Raw genomic sequence first — 16,489 nt, 5'->3', positions numbered from 1 at the left:
GCCTGCGGGCCCGAATCTCACCAGTCATGGACGGTGCCGTCGGTCAGTCGCGCGGCGGGCAGGAGCGCGGGTGAGTAGGCGAACCGTCGTGCGGCGTCGTCGTTATACTCGACGCCGAGCCCCGGCGCATCGCCGGGGTGGAGGTATCCGTCGGCGTACCGGTACGAGGTGTGGAACACCTCGTGGGTGAGGTCGTGGTGAGCCATGTGCTCCTGGATCCCGAAGTTGTGGATGGCCAGGCCCAGGTGCAGGGCGGCCGCCATCCCGACGGGGGAGATGTCGGTGGGTCCGTGACTGCCCGACTTGATCTGATACTGCGCGGCGAACTCGAACAGGCGTTTGAGGTGGGTGATGCCGCCGGCGTGGGTGACCGACGCGCGAACGTAGTCGATGAGCTGCTCCTGGATGAGGGTCCGGAAATCCCAGACCGAGTTCAGCACCTCACCCACCGCGAGCGGGGTGGTCGTGTGCTGCCGGATCAGACGGAACGCCTCCTGGTTCTCGGCCGGCGTGCAGTCCTCCAGCCAGAACAGGTCGAAGGGCTCGAGGCTGCGCCCGAGACGCGCAGCTTCGATCGGCGTCAGCCGGTGATGCACGTCGTGGAGGAGCATGACCTCGGCGCCGAATTCCTCCCGCGCCCAGGAGAAGAGGTCGGGGGCGAACCGCAGGTAGCGCCGCGAGTCCCACCCCTCCTCGATCTGGAGACCTGCCCGTTTGGCCGGTTCGTAGGTGTAGCGGCCGCCGCTGGCGCGTGACGAGGCGACCCCGTATCCCCCGCCCATCCCCGGCACTGCGACCTGCAGCCGAACCGCGAGGTAGCCCTCGTCGAGGCGGGCGCGCACGGAGTCGCCGAGGTCGTCGAGATCGGCACCTGAGGCGTGCGCGTAGACGAGGCATCCGTCACGCGACGCCCCACCCAGCAGCTGATACACGGGCATCCCCGCCATCCGGCCCTTGATGTCCCACAGCGCCATGTCGACTGCGGCCACGGCGCTCATGGTGACCGGCCCGCGACGCCAGTAGGCCGATCGGTACAGCAGCTGCCAGACATCCTCGATGCGATGGGCGTCGCGACCGACGAGCAGGGGAGCGACGTGGTCGCGCAGGTATGCGGCGACGGCGAGCTCACGGCCGTTGAGTGTGGCGTCGCCCAGTCCTACGACCCCGTCCTCGGTGGTGACGCGGAGGGTGACGAAGTTGCGGGCGGGACTGGCCACCAGCACCTCGGCCGAGCGGATACGTGCGGCACCCGTCACGCCAGAGCCTCGGCCGCCGCGGCAGCGGGCCGCACGACGTCGTCGCGACGGGGCGCGGGGTAACTCTCGCGAGGGAGTGTATAGGCCAGTTCCACCGCGGACTCCATGGCCTCGTCGAGGTCGAGACGGTGTTCGGCGACAAGCCGTGCGAGATGCCCCGCATCGATGCGTCGCGATAGGTCGTGGCGGGCGGGGATCGAGCAGAAGGCCCGCGTGTCGTCGACGAAGCCGCTGGTGTTGCGCAGACCCGCGGTGTCGCCCACCGCCTCGCGGAACCGACGCATCGCGTCGGGTGTGTCGAGGAACCACCACGGTGCGCCGAGGCGCAGCGCCGGGTAGACGCCGGCGAGCGGTGCGAGCTCGCGCGAGTAGAGGGTCTCGTCGACGGTGAAGACGATCAGGCGGAAGTTGTCGTGGTGACCGAACGCCTCGAGGGCCGGTCGCAGCGCGTGGGTGAACTCTCCCGCAACCGGGACGTCATAACCGATGTCGTGACCGAATCGCTCGCCGACACCGCGATCGTGATCGCGCATGACCCCCGGATGCAGCTGCATGACCAATCCGTCTTCGGTGGCCATCTCGGCCATCTGGAACAACATGTGTCCGGTGAAGGCCGCTGCCGCGTCGGCATCGATCTCGCTCGCTCGCGCCGCATCGAAGAGTCTGCGGGCGTCCACGCGGTCGAGCGGTGCCATCGTCGCCGACCGGTGGCCGTGATCGGTGGCGCGGGCCCCGGCGTCGAGGAAGGCTTGCCGCCGGGCGCGCAGCGCGGCGAGATAGCCCTCGTAGGTGTGCGCATCGGTGTCCGCGCTCTCGCTCAGCGCCTCGAGCTGCTGCACCCAGTCACCACGGGCGGGCTCGAGCAGCGGATCGGGGCGGAAGGTGGGAATGACCCGTTCGCCCCAACCTTCGCCCGCCAGCCGGGCGTGGGCGTCGAGAGCCGACGTCGCCGGGTCCGTCGTTGCGAGGACCTCGATGCCGAACCGTTCGAAGAGCGCGCGGGGACGGAACTCGGGTCGGGTGAGCTGATCGGCGATGTGGTCGTACAGTGCGTCGGCGGTGTCGGGAGAGGGCTTGCGCGGAGACTCGAACACCTCAGTCAGGACGTGTTCGAGCCAGTAACGTGTGGGCGTTCCGCGCAGGGCGGCCCAACCCGCGCAGAAGCGGCGCCAGATCGCCCGGGGGTCCGTTTCGACGACCGCGCCACGCGATGCGCCCGCGCCGAGGTCGGCGACGGTGCGAACGCCCGAGTCGCGGACCGGGCCGGGCGCGGTGGACTGCGAGACGAGCATGCGGACCAGATAGTGATCGGGGGACACGAGCAGCGACGACGGATCTGCGAAGGCCTCGTCCCGCGCCAGCATCTCGGCGTCGACGTGGCCGTGCATCGACACGATCGGAAGCGTGGCTGTCTGCGCCAGGATGGTGCGCGCGATCCCCCGGATTCCGGGGTCGGCAGGGAGGGCGCGATCGGGGTGCAGCCGCGGCTGGGAAAAGGGGGCGTCGTTGCCGCCGTGGACCGGCATGGAAATGCTCCTTGGGTATGTAAACGTTATTATCCTAGTGTCCATCGTGCGTTCCGCCACTGCGGGTTGGGATGATGGAACCCTGAACCGCAAGCGAGGTGCCCGTTCGAGATGGTGACCGTCCACGACGTCGCGGCGCGATCGGGAGTCTCGATCGCCACGGTGTCGCGCGCGCTCCGCGAGCCCCATCGCGTCTCGGGTGACACGCGCGATCGGGTGCTTGCCGCGATCGATGAGCTGGGATACCGGCCCAACAGGGCGGCGGCGAGTCTGCGTCGCGGTCGGACGGGGGTGATCGCGCTCGTGGTGCCCGACATCGAGAACCCGTACTTCTCGTCGATGACCAAGGGCGCTCAGGCGATGTCGCGTGAGCGCGGGTACGGTCTCGTCGTCGTTGACACGACGGAGCGCGCCGACGTCGAGGACGAGGAGATCCGCGCGCTGCGCTCGCAGATCGACGGTCTGATCCTGGTCTCCTCGCGCCTGTCCGATGACCGGCTGAGCGAGGTCGTGGCCGAGAACACCTGCGTGCTGATCAACCGCGACCTCGGCGAGGTGGGCCCGGCCACCCCTTCGGTGACGATCGACGAGTCCGCCGCCGGCCGAGCCGCGATCGAGCACCTCTACGGTCTCGGCCACCGCCGCATCGCCTACGTCGGCGGACCGGCCACCTCGTGGTCGCAGGCGCGGCGATCGCGGGGGATCGTCGAAGCGGCAGCGGGCCTGCCCGATCTCTCGCTGGTGGAGATCGCCGGCGGCGCGCCCACCTCCGCGGGCGGGCGTCGGGTCGCCGTCGAGGCGCTGGAAACGGGCGCCACCGCGGTGGTCGCATACAACGATCTCGTCGCGCTGGGGATGCTCGCCCAGTGGTCGGAGTCGGGCATCCGTGTGCCCGATCAGGTGAGCCTCGTCGGCTTCGACAACACTTTCGTGACGGGCCTCGCCTCCCCGCCGCTCACCAGTGTCGGCGCGGACCTGCGGGAGCTCGGCGACGCCGCTGTCGAACTGCTGCTGGAGCGTATCGATGCCCGCGGCGGGACGCCTGAGAGCGACATCCACCGCTCCCTTCACCCCCGGCTCGCCGTCCGCGCCTCCACCGCACCGCCCGCGCGCTGATCGTCGTGCTCGCCCTCTGAGGTGCCGGCGGTCAACGCCTGGGCCACGGCGTCGTCGATGCGACGCTGCATCCGCGCGGCCGATCGACGTCTCAGGCGCAGCGCCAGCATGATCATCGCGCCGACGGCCGCGATGAGGCACAGCTGCGCCCACGGCACCGTCCACACGGTGAGAGTGGCCGTCCGGGTCGCGCCCGCCTCGACGAGGGCGTCCTCGCCGACGATCTGGGGCGTGACCGCCACGTCGCCGAATCCGAGAACCAGCGGCCAGACCTCGAACGACGACGAGAGGCGTGCCTCTTGTCCGGGCAGGACCTCCCGCGTGGACGCCGTCTCCGAGGAGGGGGCCACGCCGAACGGACCGGTGATGGTGGCAGTGGATGACGCGCCGAGACGCACATTCCCCGAATTGCCGAGGGTGTAGTCGATGTGAACCGTGCCCGGAGTGAAGGGGTTCCACGAGGGTTCGTAGGTGGCCTCGACCCGATCGACGTCGAGCGACGCGACGACGGGACCGTCGACCCGCAGATGGGCGCGGACCCCGACGCGACTGGCCATCTCGACGCCGGCACCGTCTCCGGGGACGAATTGTGCGACGACTCCCGCGGGGTGGTCGCCCGGCGAGGCGTTCTCGGGGACCGTGATCGTCAGGGGGATGACGATCGAACCGCCCGCGGGAAGCTCGATCGTGAGCGGCTCATTGGGCAGGGGGTCCTGTCCGTCGACGGCGCCGATGTCGATCCAGGAGCCCGCGTCCACCGGCGTCTCGCCGGGAGGGAGGAGATCGAAGTTGCCGTCTGCGGTCACCACGCCGTCGCTCGCGTAGACCGCGAACGTCGCCGGCGCGGGGGTGAAGTTCGTCAGCGCGACGCGGTCGTCGACCGTCGCCCCCGGTTCCATCACGTGTCGGAGGGAGATCCGCTCGTCGGCGCCGTCGGGACCGGCGGGGGACAGCGTCCAGGTCGTGCCGGAGGTGTTCTCGGCAGCGGCCGCGAATCCGGGCGAGGCCAGGGTCAGGAAGGCGAGGAGTGAGGCTGCCGCGATGCGGCGGAGAGCGGGGGTGGCGTTCATCGGGGCTCCGTGAGTCTTGCGCGGATGAGGAACCGGCGCGGCCTGCGTGAGAGGCAGGCCGCGCCGGTGGGGGGATCAGTCCTCGGGGAAGAGGGTGACCGTGAGGACGCCCTCATAGGTGCCCGCAGGCGTGTCCACCGGGGCTTCGAGAGACAGATCCGCCCCGAGCTGCGTCGAGCCGAATCGCCCCTCCGGGGCGGCGTCGCCGAGGCGCTGAGGATCCGCCAGGCCCGGCCCGCCGCTCATGACCGTCGGCACGGCATCACCCGCGCTGACCCCCGGGCGAGGGGTGAGCACTTCGGGCGTCCAGCCGAGATGCTCCGCCCCGAGCGTTTCGCCGCCGGCGGTGAAGTCGCTCGACTGGCCCGACACCGACCACCCTCCGGCGCCCGCCTGCTCGTCGCTGCGAGAGTCGGTGACCGTCACCACGGGGAGCTCGCCTGCGAAGCGGATGCGGTCACCGGCGTTCTCGCCGGGGCTGAGCACGACCCCCGCTCCGAAGTCGGCCACCGTCAGCGACAGCGAACCCGGCTCACCGGGGCCGGGCACCGTCGCCTCGATCGGGATACCCTCGCCGTCGCCCTCGCCTGCCCCGGGCTCGACGACCAGGGTCACCAACGACCGGGCAGGAAGCTCGAGAGCCGTGCGTCCATCAGCCGTGGTCGCGATGCCTTCGGTCTCGACCAGCTGATTGCCCTGATCGTTGAGGAACGCGGTCGGCTGGGTATCGATGTCGATGTCCGTCGACACCGGCGCGGTGTTGTTGTTCAGCACCTGCACGACCCGGCTGCCGTCGGCGTTGTCGAAGGCAGCGACCTTCACGCCCTCGATCGCGTGGACGGCGTCGAAGCGCACCGCGTCGGGCCGGATGAACCGGCTGAAGGCGGCCATGCCGTACAGCCGCGAACCCACGGTGAAGGTGTCGTTCTCGGCGTCGACCACCATGAGCGAGCCCGAGCCGCCCTGGCTCACGCCGAGCCACCACAGGTATCCGGTCGCGTTGGCGCTCATGAGGGTGTCCATCATGTGATCGACCATGCGGATGCCGTCGGAGCCGGCGCCCGGGTCGCCGTCCCAGTTGGCGTTGAACTCCGTCAGACCGGCGACGGAGGCCGCCCATTCCGACATCCACAGCGGCTTGTCCGTCTCGAAGGCCGAGTCGGAACGGCTGGCGTACGAGTGCGCCGTCAGGACGTCGACCCACTGCGAGGCCTCGGAGTCCTCTTGGATCGCGCTGTGATAGTTCTTGCCCTGGTTCCAGCCGAACGATTCGCAGCACAGCAGGTCGTATCCGGAGGCGTCGAAGACCGGTCCGGCGGTCTTGGTGAACTCCACCGCCTGCTGCGGGGTGAAGCGCATCGACTCGTAGGACGAGGTGTAGTCGGGCTCGTTGGTGAAGGCAATCCCGTCGATCTCGACGCCCTCGTCGGCGTAGAAGTCCGCCCACGCGACGAGATAGTCGGCGTAGGCGTCGGTCCAGTCCCCACTCGGGCACGCCGTTCCCGAGAGCCCGCACAGGGTGCCGCCGTTGGCCGCGCTGTTGTTCGTCTTCATGTATCCGGGTGCGGTCCAGGCGTTGCCGTAGATGTACTCGACGCCGGCGGCCTCGGCCGCCTGTGCGAACCACACCTGCCCGTTGTCGTAGCCGTCCCACTGGTAGTTCGGCTCGGCGTCCGGCCCACCGGGATCGTCGGGCTGAATGGACAGCATCCAGTCGTACGGCCCGGTCGATTGGCCGCCGATCCCGAGCCGCAGGATGGACGGGTCGACGCCGGTGTCGCCGAGGAGGAGTTCGACCGCCTCGGCCTTCTTCTCGTCGGAGAGGAGGTTCAGGCGATGAGTGCGTTGGAACGCGGCGGAGTAGCCGAAGCCGTCGATCGTCTGCTGCACGCTTTCAGGCTGCAGGTCGATCGCCGTCGCGTCGTTGGCTGTCGCGGCTGCGGGAACGGCGAGCGCCGCTCCCGTGAGCGCCACAGCGGCAAGTGACGACAATGTCTTTTTCACAGTTCTCCTTCGAAACTGTCGCGTGTAATGTAAACGTTAACCTAGCCACGAGGGGGAGCGCGGTCCACAACTTTTTTGCCTCTTGATCGGGAAATTTGGTGGCGAACGGCAGAGCAACCCGTTCGGTGTTCGTAATGCCCGTTTCCTGCGATTGCAGGGTCTGAATCGTGGGCGTCGCTTCTCTCTGTACGACTGTGAAGGCGCAGACATGAAACTTTCGACCCCGGTACCGAACGACGTAGACGAGGACTTCGACGCCGGAGTGGGCGTTCTCGATTCCCGCGCCCTCGCCGGCGACGTCGTCGAATCGCTCGTCTCGCGCATGTCCCTCGAGGAGAAGCTCGCGCAGCTCTACGGAGTGTGGGTGGGTGCGTCGGACGAGGGTGGCGACGTGGCGCCGCACCAGCACGATGTGGAAGAGGCCGTCGACCTCGATTCCCTCCTGCCGGCGGGCCTGGGGCAGCTGACACGACCGTTCGGCACGAAGCCCGTCGATGCCGGCGTCGCGGCGCTCTCGCTCATGCGGACGCAGCAGCGACTTCGCGCCGCGTCCCGCTTCGGCATTCCCGCAATGGCTCACGAGGAGTGCCTTGCGGGCTTCGCCGCCTGGGGTGCGACCGCCTACCCCGTGCCGCTGAGCTGGGGTGCGACATTCGACCCCGAGCTGGTCGAGCGCATGGGGCGTCGCATCGGCGACGACATGCGCTCGGTCGGCGTGCACCAGGGCCTCGCCCCGGTGCTCGATGTCGTCCGAGACGCCCGGTGGGGTCGTGTCGAGGAGACGATCGGTGAAGACCCGCACCTCGTCGCCACCGTTGCGACCGCGTACGTCTCGGGCCTCGAGTCGGCAGGCGTCGTGGCGACGTTGAAGCACTTCGTCGGGTACTCCGCTTCCAAGGGCGGCCGCAACCTGGCCCCCGTGTCGATCGGTGCGCGCGAGCTGCAGGACGTGCTCCTCCCGCCGTTCGAGATGGCGATCCGGGAGGGTGGCGTCCGCAGCGTGATGAACTCGTATGCCGACCTCGATGGCGTGCCCACTGCCGCCGACCGGACGCTCCTGACAGACCTTCTCCGCGAGGAGTGGGGTTTCGAGGGCACGGTCGTCGCCGACTACTTCTCCGTCGCGTTCCTGAAACTCCTCCACGGTGTCGCAGACTCTTGGGCGGATGCCGCGGGCGCTGCGCTGGAGGCCGGCATCGACGTGGAGCTGCCGACCGTGAAGACCTTCGGTGAGCCGCTGCGGCGCGCCGTCGAGGAGGGGGTTGTGGAGGAGGCGCTCGTGGATCGCGCCCTTCGCCGGGTGCTGCGACAGAAGGAGCAGCTCGGACTCCTCGCGGCCGACTGGTCGGCGGTGCCCTCGGCCCTGGCGGGCGCGGATCTGTCCTCGCCCGAGTCCGTCCGCGGCGCGGTCGATCTCGATCCGCCCCGCAACCGCGAACTGGCGCGGCTGCTGGCAGAGGAGGCGATCGTGCTGCTGCGCAACGACGGGACGCTGCCCCTCGGCCGCCCCGCGTCGATCGCGGTGATCGGTCCGAACGCAGACGATCCGTACGCCATGCTCGGCTGCTACTCCTTTCCGACGCACGTCGTCACGCAGCACCCGGGAACGCAGATGGGCATTCGCATCCCCACGCTGCTCGAGGCGCTGCGCGAGGAGTTCCCCGACGCCCGCATCGATCACCAGATGGCTACGAGCGTGGACGGCGGAGAGACGACAGGCTTCGATGCCGCCCTCGCCGTGGCGCGCGCCGCGGACATCGTCGTCCTCGCGCTCGGCGATCGCGCCGGCCTTTTCGGACGTGGAACGAGTGGGGAGGGATGCGACGCCGCATCGCTCGATCTCCCCGGCGCACAGCAGCAGCTGCTCGACGCCGTGCTCGACACGGGGACCCCAGCGATCGTCGTCCTGCTCGCCGGGCGTCCTTATGCCCTCGGTCGCGCGGCGGACGAGTCCGCCGCGGTGATCGAGGCGTTCTTCGCGGGAGAGGAGGGTGCGGGTGCGGTCGCGGGTGTGCTGAGTGGTCGGGTCAACCCCAGCGGTCGTCTTCCGGTCAGCGTGCCGTCGTCGCCCGGCAGCCAGCCGACGACGTACCTGGCAGCCAAGCTGGCTCGGCGTACCGAGGTCTCGAACATCGACCCGACCGCCGCATTTCCCTTCGGCCACGGCCTGTCGTACACCTCGTTCACGTGGTCGGATCTCGTCGGCGAAGCGACTCGGATCTCGACCGCGGGCGAGGTCGCGGTGAGCCTCCGCGTGACGAACGACGGTGGGCGGGCTGGTACCGAGATCGTGCAGCTCTACCTGCATGACCCGGTGGCGACAGTCGCCAGGCCTCTTCAGAAGCTCATCGCCTTCGCGCGCGTGCCGCTGGAGCCGGGCCGATCCGCCGATGTCTGCTTCCGTGTCCACGCCGACCTCGTCGCCTACACCGGTGCTGCCGGCGAGCGCATCGTCGACGCCGGGCGGATTGTTCTTTCGGCCGGCAGGTCGAGTGCGGACCTCGTCTCCGATCATTCGGTCGTGCTCTCCGGTCCACTCCGGCGTGTGGATCACCGCCGCCGCCTCCGGGCCGAGGTCGAGGTGTCGTCGGTGGCGCCGCAGGTGTGAGGAGCGTGTGGACGCGGCATCCGTTCTGGTATAGGTTGTTAACCGCAACATTTTCCCGCGAAGGAGCGACATGCCCACCCCCACCCGCGCCGACAAGTTCTCGTTCGGCCTCTGGACCATCGGATACAACGGCACCGACCCGTTCGGCGGCCCGACGCGACCCGCGCTGGACGTCGTCCATGCGGTCGAGAAGCTCGCCGAGCTCGGCGCGTACGGACTCACCTTCCACGACGACGATCTCTTCGCCTTCGGATCGAGCGACAGTGAGCGCCAGACGCAGATCGACCGGCTGAAGGGCGCCCTCGCCGACACCGGCCTCATCGTGCCGATGGTGACCACCAACCTCTTCTCCGCGCCGGTGTTCAAGGACGGCGGCTTCACCTCGAACGACCGTCAGGTGCGGCGCTTCGCCCTGCGCAAGGTGCTCCGCAACATCGACCTGGCCGCCGAGCTCGGTGCGAAGACGTTCGTCATGTGGGGCGGCCGCGAGGGCGCCGAGTACGACGCCGCGAAGGACATCCGCGCCGCGCTGGAGCGCTACCGCGAGGCGGTCAACCTCCTCGGCGACTACGTCACCGACAAGGGTTACGACATCCGTTTCGCGATCGAGCCGAAGCCCAACGAGCCCCGTGGCGACATCCTGCTCCCCACCCTCGGCCACGCGCTGGCCTTCATCGATTCGCTCGAGCGTCCCGAGCTCGTGGGCCTCAACCCCGAGGTCGGGCACGAGCAGATGGCCGGGCTGAACTTCGCCGCCGGCATCGCCCAGGCGCTGTACCACGGCAAGCTCTATCACATCGATCTCAACGGGCAGCGCGGCATCAAGTACGACCAGGACCTCGTGTTCGGTCACGGTGACCTGCACAACGCCTTCGCGCTGGTCGACCTGCTCGAGAACGGCGGCCCCGGCGGCGTGCCGTCCTACGACGGCCCCCGTCACTTCGACTACAAGCCCTCGCGCACCGAAGACGAGACCGGCGTGTGGGACTCGGCTGCCGCGAACATGCGCACCTACCTGCTGCTGAAGGAGCGCGCCGCGGCCTTCCGTGCCGATCCCGAGGTGCAGGAGGCGCTCGAGGCGTCGAAGGTCACCGAGCTCGCCCAGCCCACGCTGAACGCCGGCGAGTCGTACGACGACCTGCTCGGCGACCGCTCGGCATACGAGGACTTCGACGCGCAGGCCTACCTCGGCGGCCACGGGTTCGGCTTCGTCCGCCTGCAGCAGCTGGCCACCGAGCACCTGCTCGGGGCGCGCTGACCCTCGAAACCCACCTTTCCGCGCGAAACCCACCGTGACGCCGTCGGTCTCGACGGCCGCGGTGGGTTTCGGCGGCTCACGCCACACGCAAGGAGAGCCATGGCACTCGTGATGGGGGTCGACTCGTCGACCCAGTCGTGCAAGGTCGTCATCGTCGACACCGCCACGGGCGACGTCGTCCGCCAAGGACGCGCCACCCACCCGGAGGGCACCGAGGTCGACCCGGCCGCCTGGTGGCAGGCCCTGCAGGCGGCGATCGAGGATGCCGGGGGCCTGGGTGACGTCGAGGCGTGGGCCATCGGCGGGCAGCAGCACGGCATGGTGGTGCTCGACGCCGACGGCCGCGTCATCCGTCCGGCCCTGCTGTGGAACGACACCCGCTCGGCGGGCGCCGCCCGGGATCTCATCGCCGAGTTCGGTGCCGACGACCTCGCGCAGCGCTCGGGCCTCGTGCCGGTGGCGTCGTTCACCATCACCAAGCTCCGCTGGCTCCGCGACGCCGAGCCCGGAAACGCCGCGCAGGTCGCCGCGGTGGCCCTCCCGCACGACTGGCTCACCTGGCGGCTGCGCGGGTTCGGGCCCGCGGGCGACGCCCCGCGCGGTCCCGTCCTCGAGGAACTGGTCACCGATCGATCGGATGCCTCGGGCACCGGGTACTGGGATCCCGAGACCGGCGGCTACGACCACGGGCTCCTCGAGGCAGCGCTCGGCCACGACGCGCGTCTGCCGCGCGTGCTCGGCCCCGACGAGTACGTCGCCGACGCCGACGGGCGACGCGTGGGCGGCGGGGCCGGCGACAACGCCGGTGCCGCGCTGGGCCTCGGCGCGGCCACGGGCGACGTCGTCATCTCCATCGGGACGAGCGGTACCGTCTTCGCCGTGAGCGATGAGCGAACGATCGACCCGACCGGCACGGTCGCGGGCTTCGCCGACTGCACCGGGCGGTTCCTGCCGCTCGTGGCCACCCTCAACGCCGCCCGCGTGCTCGACGCGATCGCCCGCCTCCTCGGCGTGGACCACGCCGAGCTCAGCCGTCTCGCGCTCGCCGCCGAGCCGGGCGCGGGGGGCCTCGCACTCGTTCCATACTTCGAGGGCGAGCGCACACCGAACCTGCCCGACGCCACCGCGTCGCTCGACGGCATGACCCTCGCCTCGACGACCCGCGAGAACCTCGCGCGCGCCGCGGTGGAGGGGATGCTCGGGGGTCTCGGCGCAGGTCTCGACGCCCTCAGAGGCCTCGGCGTGCCGCTCCAGCGTGCACTTCTCATCGGCGGGGGTGCCCAGTCCGAGGCGGTTCGCGAGATCGCGCCGCTCGTACTCGGCATGCCCGTCGAGGTGCCGGCGCCCGGTGAGTACGTCGCCCTCGGCGCGGCACGGCAGGCCGCCGGCATCCTCTGATCTTCACCCCCTCACCAGCGACGCATCTCTCCCAGCCCGCTCAGAGCCGGCGTGCCTAGCGTCGGATCATGGCCCCCGCAACCGGTGACGACGACCGCATCTCGGTGAGCCCGGCGGAGATGCGTGCGCTCCGCGACGAGATGCAGCGGTTTCTGCTGGAGTATCGCTTCGGCATGCAGGAGATCGAGACGAAGATCGCCATCCTCCGCGATGAGTTCCTGTACCTGCACGACTACAACCCCATCGAGCACGTCTCGAGCCGGGTGAAGTCGCCCGACAGCATCGTCGACAAGGTGGCGCGGAAGGGCATCGATCCCGAGTTCACCGCGGTCCGCGAGCACATCACCGACATCGCGGGCGTCCGCATCACCTGCAGCTTCGTCACCGACGCCTACCGGCTGTTCGACCTTCTGACGCGCCAGGACGATGTGGCGGTGCGCAGCGTCAAGGACTACATCGCGGACCCCAAGCCGAACGGCTACAAGAGCCTGCACGCGATCGTGGAGGTGCCGGTGTTCCTCTCCACCGGTCGGGTCACCGTGCCGGTGGAGGTGCAGTTCCGCACCATCGCGATGGACTTCTGGGCCAGTCTCGAGCACAAGATCTACTACAAGTACGCCCGGCAGGTGCCGGAGGGACTGATCGAGAGTCTGAGGGATGCCGCCGACACCGCGGCCGAACTCGACGCGCGCATGGAGCGGCTGCACCGTGAGCTGCATGCGCCGGCCGTCCCGCCCACCCAGCCGGCGCCGGTGCCGCGCCGGGGCGCGCTGGCGGTCTGACGCCGCCCGACGCCCCGCCCGGTCGGCGCGAGCCGTTCGAGGCACAATGGGGCGATGGCCGGTGATGCGGGCGACGTGGACGGCGGCGAAGCAAGCGAGCTCGATGCCGTCGCCGCCGAGCTGTACGCCCTGCGCCCCGACGAGTTCACCGTCGCCCGGAACGCCCGCGCTCAGGCCGCGCCGCGTGCGCTCGGGGTCCGCATCCGTGCCCTCCGCAAGCCCGCGGCCTCGGCCTGGGCGGTCGATCTGCTGGCACGCGAGGGCCTCCTCGCCGAGGTGCTCGAACTCGCCGCGGCGCTGCGCGAGGCGCAGGACGACCTCGACGCGCGGGAGCTGCAGCGCCTCGGCCGGGAGCGCCGGGCGCTGGTTCAGGCGCTCACCCGCCAGGCGGTGTCGCTCGCGGCAGACCAGGGGGTGACGGTCAGTGCGGCTGCGCGCGATGACGTCGCCGCGACGATCACCGCCGCTCTCCTCGACCCGCTCGCCGGTGCAGCGGTCGCGACCGGGCGCCTCGTCCGGCCCCTCGAGGCGACCGGCGTCGACCCGGTCGACCTGTCCGAGGCGGTCGGCGGCAGCATCCCCGGGGTTCCCGACGCCCCCGCCCGCCCGGAACGGACGGACGATCTCGCCGCGCGGCGGGCCCGCAAAGCCGCCGAGCAGGCGGTGCGCGCGGCGGAGCGCGGAGCGAGCGACGCCGAGCGAGAGCTCGCCCGGGCCGACGCGTTGCTCGCCACGGCGACGGAACGCGCCGAGCACCTCTCCGACCGAGTGGAGGAGTTGCGTGCGCAGCTTGCGCGCGTGGAGAAAGATGCGCAGGCGGCGGCCGAAGCGCAGACGGCGGCCGCGGACGCGCGGGCCGCAGCCGCCGAGCGGGTCGACGGCGCGCGGCGCACCCTGGAAACCGCCCGTGAAGCCGTCCCCCCGGACTGATCGACGCTGTGCGCTGACTCGCGACCACCCGCTCGCTACGCTGAGCCACGTGAACGGGTTGGACATGGCCGCCGTAGTGATCGCGCTGGTCGCCGTCGCGGCGCCGCTGCTGGTCCGCGGCCTCAGCCGCTGGGTCGCCGTGCCCATCGTGGTGTTCGAGCTCCTCCTCGGGATCCTCGTCGGGCCGCAGGTGCTCGGCTGGGTCGGCGAATCGGCGTTCATCGACTTCCTCAGCGAATTCGGACTCGTCGCGCTGTTCTTCATCGCCGGCTCCGAGATCGAAGCGAGTGCGCTGAGGGGCCGGAGCGGCCGCTTCGCGTGGATCGGCTGGGCGATCAGCATCGCCGTCGGCGTGGGGATCGGCTTCGTCCTCTCCCCGGGCGAGGCCGGCGTCATCATCGGCATCGCGCTGGCCTCCACGGCGCTCGGCGCCCTGGTGCCGATCCTCCGCGACAGCGGCGACCTGCGCACCCCGTTCGGCCGCTCGGTCATGGCGGTCGGCACCGTCGGCGAGTTCGGTCCGCTCATCGCGATCACGCTGTTCCTCGGCGGACGCGACATCGGGACGGCGACCGTGGTCCTCCTGGTCTTCCTCGTGGTCGCGGCCGGTGCAATGGTGCTCGCGTACCGGATGCCGCAGGGCCCGCTCTACACGGTCGTCACCGCGACGCTGCACACCTCGGGCCAGTTCGCCATCCGGGTGATGTTCCTGATCATCGCCGCGCTGGTGGTCCTGAGCGTCATCCTCGGAGTCGACGTGCTGCTGGGCGCTTTCGCAGCCGGGGTCATCTGGCGCCTTCTCATGCGCGGAGCGGGGGAGAAACAGCGCAAAGACGTCGAGACCAAGGTCGAGGCGGTGGCGTTCGGCTTCCTCATCCCGGTGTTCTTCATCGACACCGGCATCGAGTTCGATCTGGCGAGCCTCCTCGCCGAACCGCTGCTGCTCTTGGCGGTCCCCGTCGCCCTCATCGGGCTGCTGGTCGTCCGGGGGCTTCCCTCGATGCTGGCTGCGCCGCCGGGCTCGAGTGCGCGCGACCGCGTGGCGACGATGTTCATGGGCGCGACCGCTCTGCCGATCATCGTCGCGGTGACGACCATCGGCGTCGACGAACGGGTGCTCGAAGGGTCGACGGCGGCGGTGCTGGTCGGGGCCGGGATGCTCTCAGTCCTCCTCTTCCCGCTCCTCGCGGCGATCACGCGCGGGAAGCGCGCGAGGTCCGCCGGCGACAGTCTCGAGTGGGATTCCGCCCCGATGAGCGATCCCGCGTGAGCTCCCTCGACGATCTGCTCGCCGCCGCCCGTGCCCGGCTGGCCGACGCGCCCCGTGAGGGGCTCGGGGAACTGCTCCCACCTCGGCGCCTCCTCGGCATCCCCCGCGCTCCCCGGATCATCCGGCGGGGCGCGGCGTGGCATCTCGGAACGCTCCTGCTCACCGACGACGAGCTGCTGGCGACGGGTGACATCCTGCGTGCGCGCGCCGAGGTGCGGCGCGGGTTCACGGCGGAGTCGCAGCGGCAGCGGGCGGAGCTTGCTGCGGCGGCTCGGCGGGGCGGGTTCGCCGAGGGTGAGACCGTCCACATCGGATGGCAGCGACTTGACCTCGACGCGATCGGCCGCGGCGCGGCATCCGGGCCGGTGAAGATGGTCGATGACGAACCGCGCGTCCGATGGAGCGCGACCGGCGGCTATGTTCCGCTCGCGGGATACCTCGACGAACGGGCCAGTCTGCTGATCGATCCTCCCGGGGGTGCGACCTGAGGGCGTCTGCGGGAGCAGGCGTCAGGCCGGCGCGCCGAAGCGCGCGCCGAACGCGGCCAGCAGGCGAGCTGGTTCACTGACCGGCGTGGCGAGCACCCGGTCGGCGATGACGTCGTAGTCGCGCGCGTCGTAGTAGCCGTCGTTGCGGTAGACCTGCATGCGCTCGGTGAAGGCCCGCGGGGTCAGCTCGGGGTGGAACTGCGTGGTGTAGAGCCGATCGCCGACACGGTAGGCCTGCACCGGGCAGGCCGCGTTCGTGGCGAGGTGCACCGCGCCCGTCGGCAGGGCGGCGGTGCCCTCCTTGTGGCCGGTCAGAGCAGAGAACGTCGACGCGAGTGAGGAGAAGAGCGGATCGTCCTGGGCGGCCGGCGTCAGCGACACGTCGGTCGGGCCGGCATCCTCGGGGAATCCGCGGCTGACCTGGCCGCCGAGGAGGCGGGTGACCACGCTGATGCCGTAGCAGGTGAACATCGCCGCGAGGGATGCGCCCGTCACCGCGGCGGCGGCGACCCGCTCGAGGTCGCGCTCTACGCGGCGCTGCACATCGGTCTTCGACGACTCCGGGTCGACGACGTTGAAGGGGCTCCCGCCGACGACCACGGCGCGGTAGGTCTCGAGCGCATCATCAGGCAGAGGAGAGCGAACCAGGTCGTGGCGGTGCATCCGCTCGATGCCGACGCCCATCGCCTCGCGGAAAGACGCGTATTCGGCCTCTGCCGCAGCCTCCTGGGGCCGCGCGCAGAGATAGAGCAGATCGGCGGAGGTCACCCGTGAAGTTTAGGT

General features: G+C 70.4%; 13 protein-coding genes. 8 read left to right on the top strand and 5 right to left on the bottom strand.

Annotation, left to right across the window (positions count from 1 at the left end):
• Positions 1-17: 17 nt before the first annotated feature.
• The gene (gene manD, locus FBY40_RS17170; RefSeq protein ID WP_141939930.1) at positions 18-1,256 is read right to left on the bottom strand and encodes a D-mannonate dehydratase ManD; all 1,239 of its coding nucleotides are present in this window, start codon (positions 1,254-1,256) and stop codon (positions 18-20) included.
• Positions 1,253-2,782, bottom strand: coding sequence for a glucuronate isomerase (gene uxaC / locus FBY40_RS17165; protein ID WP_141939929.1), 1,530 nt, complete (start codon positions 2,780-2,782; stop codon positions 1,253-1,255). Before uxaC ends, manD begins: the two co-directional genes overlap by 4 nt.
• A 111-nt stretch (positions 2,783-2,893) precedes the next feature.
• Here uxaC and FBY40_RS17160 point away from each other — a divergent pair, with 111 nt between their 5' ends.
• Positions 2,894-3,898 (top strand): LacI family DNA-binding transcriptional regulator, encoded by a 1,005-nt coding sequence (locus tag FBY40_RS17160; protein ID WP_141939928.1) that lies wholly within the window; start codon positions 2,894-2,896, stop codon positions 3,896-3,898.
• Here FBY40_RS17160 and FBY40_RS17155 read toward each other — a convergent pair.
• Together FBY40_RS17155 and FBY40_RS17150 are read right to left on the bottom strand one after the other, a co-directional pair.
• The gene (locus FBY40_RS17155; protein WP_141939927.1) at positions 3,850-4,968 is read right to left on the bottom strand and encodes a hypothetical protein; all 1,119 of its coding nucleotides are present in this window, start codon (positions 4,966-4,968) and stop codon (positions 3,850-3,852) included. The genes FBY40_RS17160 and FBY40_RS17155 overlap by 49 nt on opposite strands.
• 75 nt (positions 4,969-5,043) lie before the next feature.
• Positions 5,044-6,972 carry a glycoside hydrolase family 30 protein gene (locus tag FBY40_RS17150; protein WP_141939926.1) on the bottom strand — a complete coding sequence of 643 codons (1,929 nt, stop codon included), beginning with the start codon at positions 6,970-6,972 and terminating at the stop codon, positions 5,044-5,046.
• A gap of 208 nt (positions 6,973-7,180) precedes the next feature.
• On the opposite strand from FBY40_RS17150, the gene FBY40_RS17145 reads away from it, so the two are divergent.
• The 7 genes from FBY40_RS17145 (at position 7,181) to FBY40_RS17115 (ending at position 15,706) form a co-directional block, all read left to right on the top strand.
• On the top strand, positions 7,181-9,580 hold the full coding sequence (locus FBY40_RS17145; protein ID WP_141939925.1) for a beta-glucosidase family protein: 2,400 nt from the start codon (positions 7,181-7,183) through the stop codon (positions 9,578-9,580).
• A 70-nt stretch (positions 9,581-9,650) separates the two neighbouring features.
• The gene (xylA, locus tag FBY40_RS17140) at positions 9,651-10,838 is read left to right on the top strand and encodes a xylose isomerase (protein WP_141939924.1); all 1,188 of its coding nucleotides are present in this window, start codon (positions 9,651-9,653) and stop codon (positions 10,836-10,838) included.
• Between the two features lie 99 nt (positions 10,839-10,937).
• Positions 10,938-12,236, top strand: coding sequence for a xylulokinase (xylB, locus tag FBY40_RS17135; protein ID WP_200830014.1), 1,299 nt, complete (start codon positions 10,938-10,940; stop codon positions 12,234-12,236).
• A 68-nt stretch (positions 12,237-12,304) separates the two neighbouring features.
• The gene (locus tag FBY40_RS17130) at positions 12,305-13,018 is read left to right on the top strand and encodes a GTP pyrophosphokinase (protein WP_141939923.1); all 714 of its coding nucleotides are present in this window, start codon (positions 12,305-12,307) and stop codon (positions 13,016-13,018) included.
• 54 nt (positions 13,019-13,072) lie between these two features.
• On the top strand, positions 13,073-13,948 hold the full coding sequence (locus FBY40_RS17125; RefSeq protein WP_235015014.1) for a transposase: 876 nt from the start codon (positions 13,073-13,075) through the stop codon (positions 13,946-13,948).
• Positions 13,949-13,997: 49 nt separating this feature from the next.
• Complete coding sequence (locus FBY40_RS17120; RefSeq protein ID WP_200830013.1) at positions 13,998-15,218, top strand: cation:proton antiporter; 1,221 nt, start codon at positions 13,998-14,000, stop codon at positions 15,216-15,218.
• Positions 15,215-15,706 (top strand): glutaminase, encoded by a 492-nt coding sequence (locus FBY40_RS17115; protein ID WP_141939922.1) that lies wholly within the window; start codon positions 15,215-15,217, stop codon positions 15,704-15,706. The genes FBY40_RS17120 and FBY40_RS17115 overlap by 4 nt, the downstream gene beginning before the upstream one ends.
• 21 nt (positions 15,707-15,727) lie before the next feature.
• Here FBY40_RS17115 and FBY40_RS17110 read toward each other — a convergent pair whose 3' ends face one another.
• Positions 15,728-16,474 carry a glutamine amidotransferase-related protein gene (locus tag FBY40_RS17110; protein ID WP_141939921.1) on the bottom strand — a complete coding sequence of 249 codons (747 nt, stop codon included), beginning with the start codon at positions 16,472-16,474 and terminating at the stop codon, positions 15,728-15,730.
• Positions 16,475-16,489: the final 15 nt, after the last annotated feature.

It is taken from the genome of Microbacterium sp. SLBN-154 (assembly GCF_006715565.1).
Classification (GTDB): domain Bacteria; phylum Actinomycetota; class Actinomycetes; order Actinomycetales; family Microbacteriaceae; genus Microbacterium.
The sequence above is the reverse complement of the archived record's forward strand: the minus strand, read 5'-3'. Positions and strand labels throughout refer to the sequence as shown.

What these genes read in the sequence shown, in the direction of transcription:
- uxaC (WP_141939929.1), bottom strand. Translation starts at nt 2,782, where the DNA reads ATGCCGGTCCACGGCGGCAACGACGCCCCCTTTTCCCAGCCGCGGCTG.
- FBY40_RS17160 (WP_141939928.1), top strand. Translation starts at nt 2,894, where the DNA reads ATGGTGACCGTCCACGACGTCGCGGCGCGATCGGGAGTCTCGATCGCC.
- FBY40_RS17155 (WP_141939927.1), bottom strand. Translation starts at nt 4,968, where the DNA reads ATGAACGCCACCCCCGCTCTCCGCCGCATCGCGGCAGCCTCACTCCTC.
- FBY40_RS17145 (WP_141939925.1), top strand. Translation starts at nt 7,181, where the DNA reads ATGAAACTTTCGACCCCGGTACCGAACGACGTAGACGAGGACTTCGAC.
- xylA (WP_141939924.1), top strand. Translation starts at nt 9,651, where the DNA reads ATGCCCACCCCCACCCGCGCCGACAAGTTCTCGTTCGGCCTCTGGACC.
- xylB (WP_200830014.1), top strand. Translation starts at nt 10,938, where the DNA reads ATGGCACTCGTGATGGGGGTCGACTCGTCGACCCAGTCGTGCAAGGTC.
- FBY40_RS17130 (WP_141939923.1), top strand. Translation starts at nt 12,305, where the DNA reads ATGGCCCCCGCAACCGGTGACGACGACCGCATCTCGGTGAGCCCGGCG.
- FBY40_RS17125 (WP_235015014.1), top strand. Translation starts at nt 13,073, where the DNA reads ATGGCCGGTGATGCGGGCGACGTGGACGGCGGCGAAGCAAGCGAGCTC.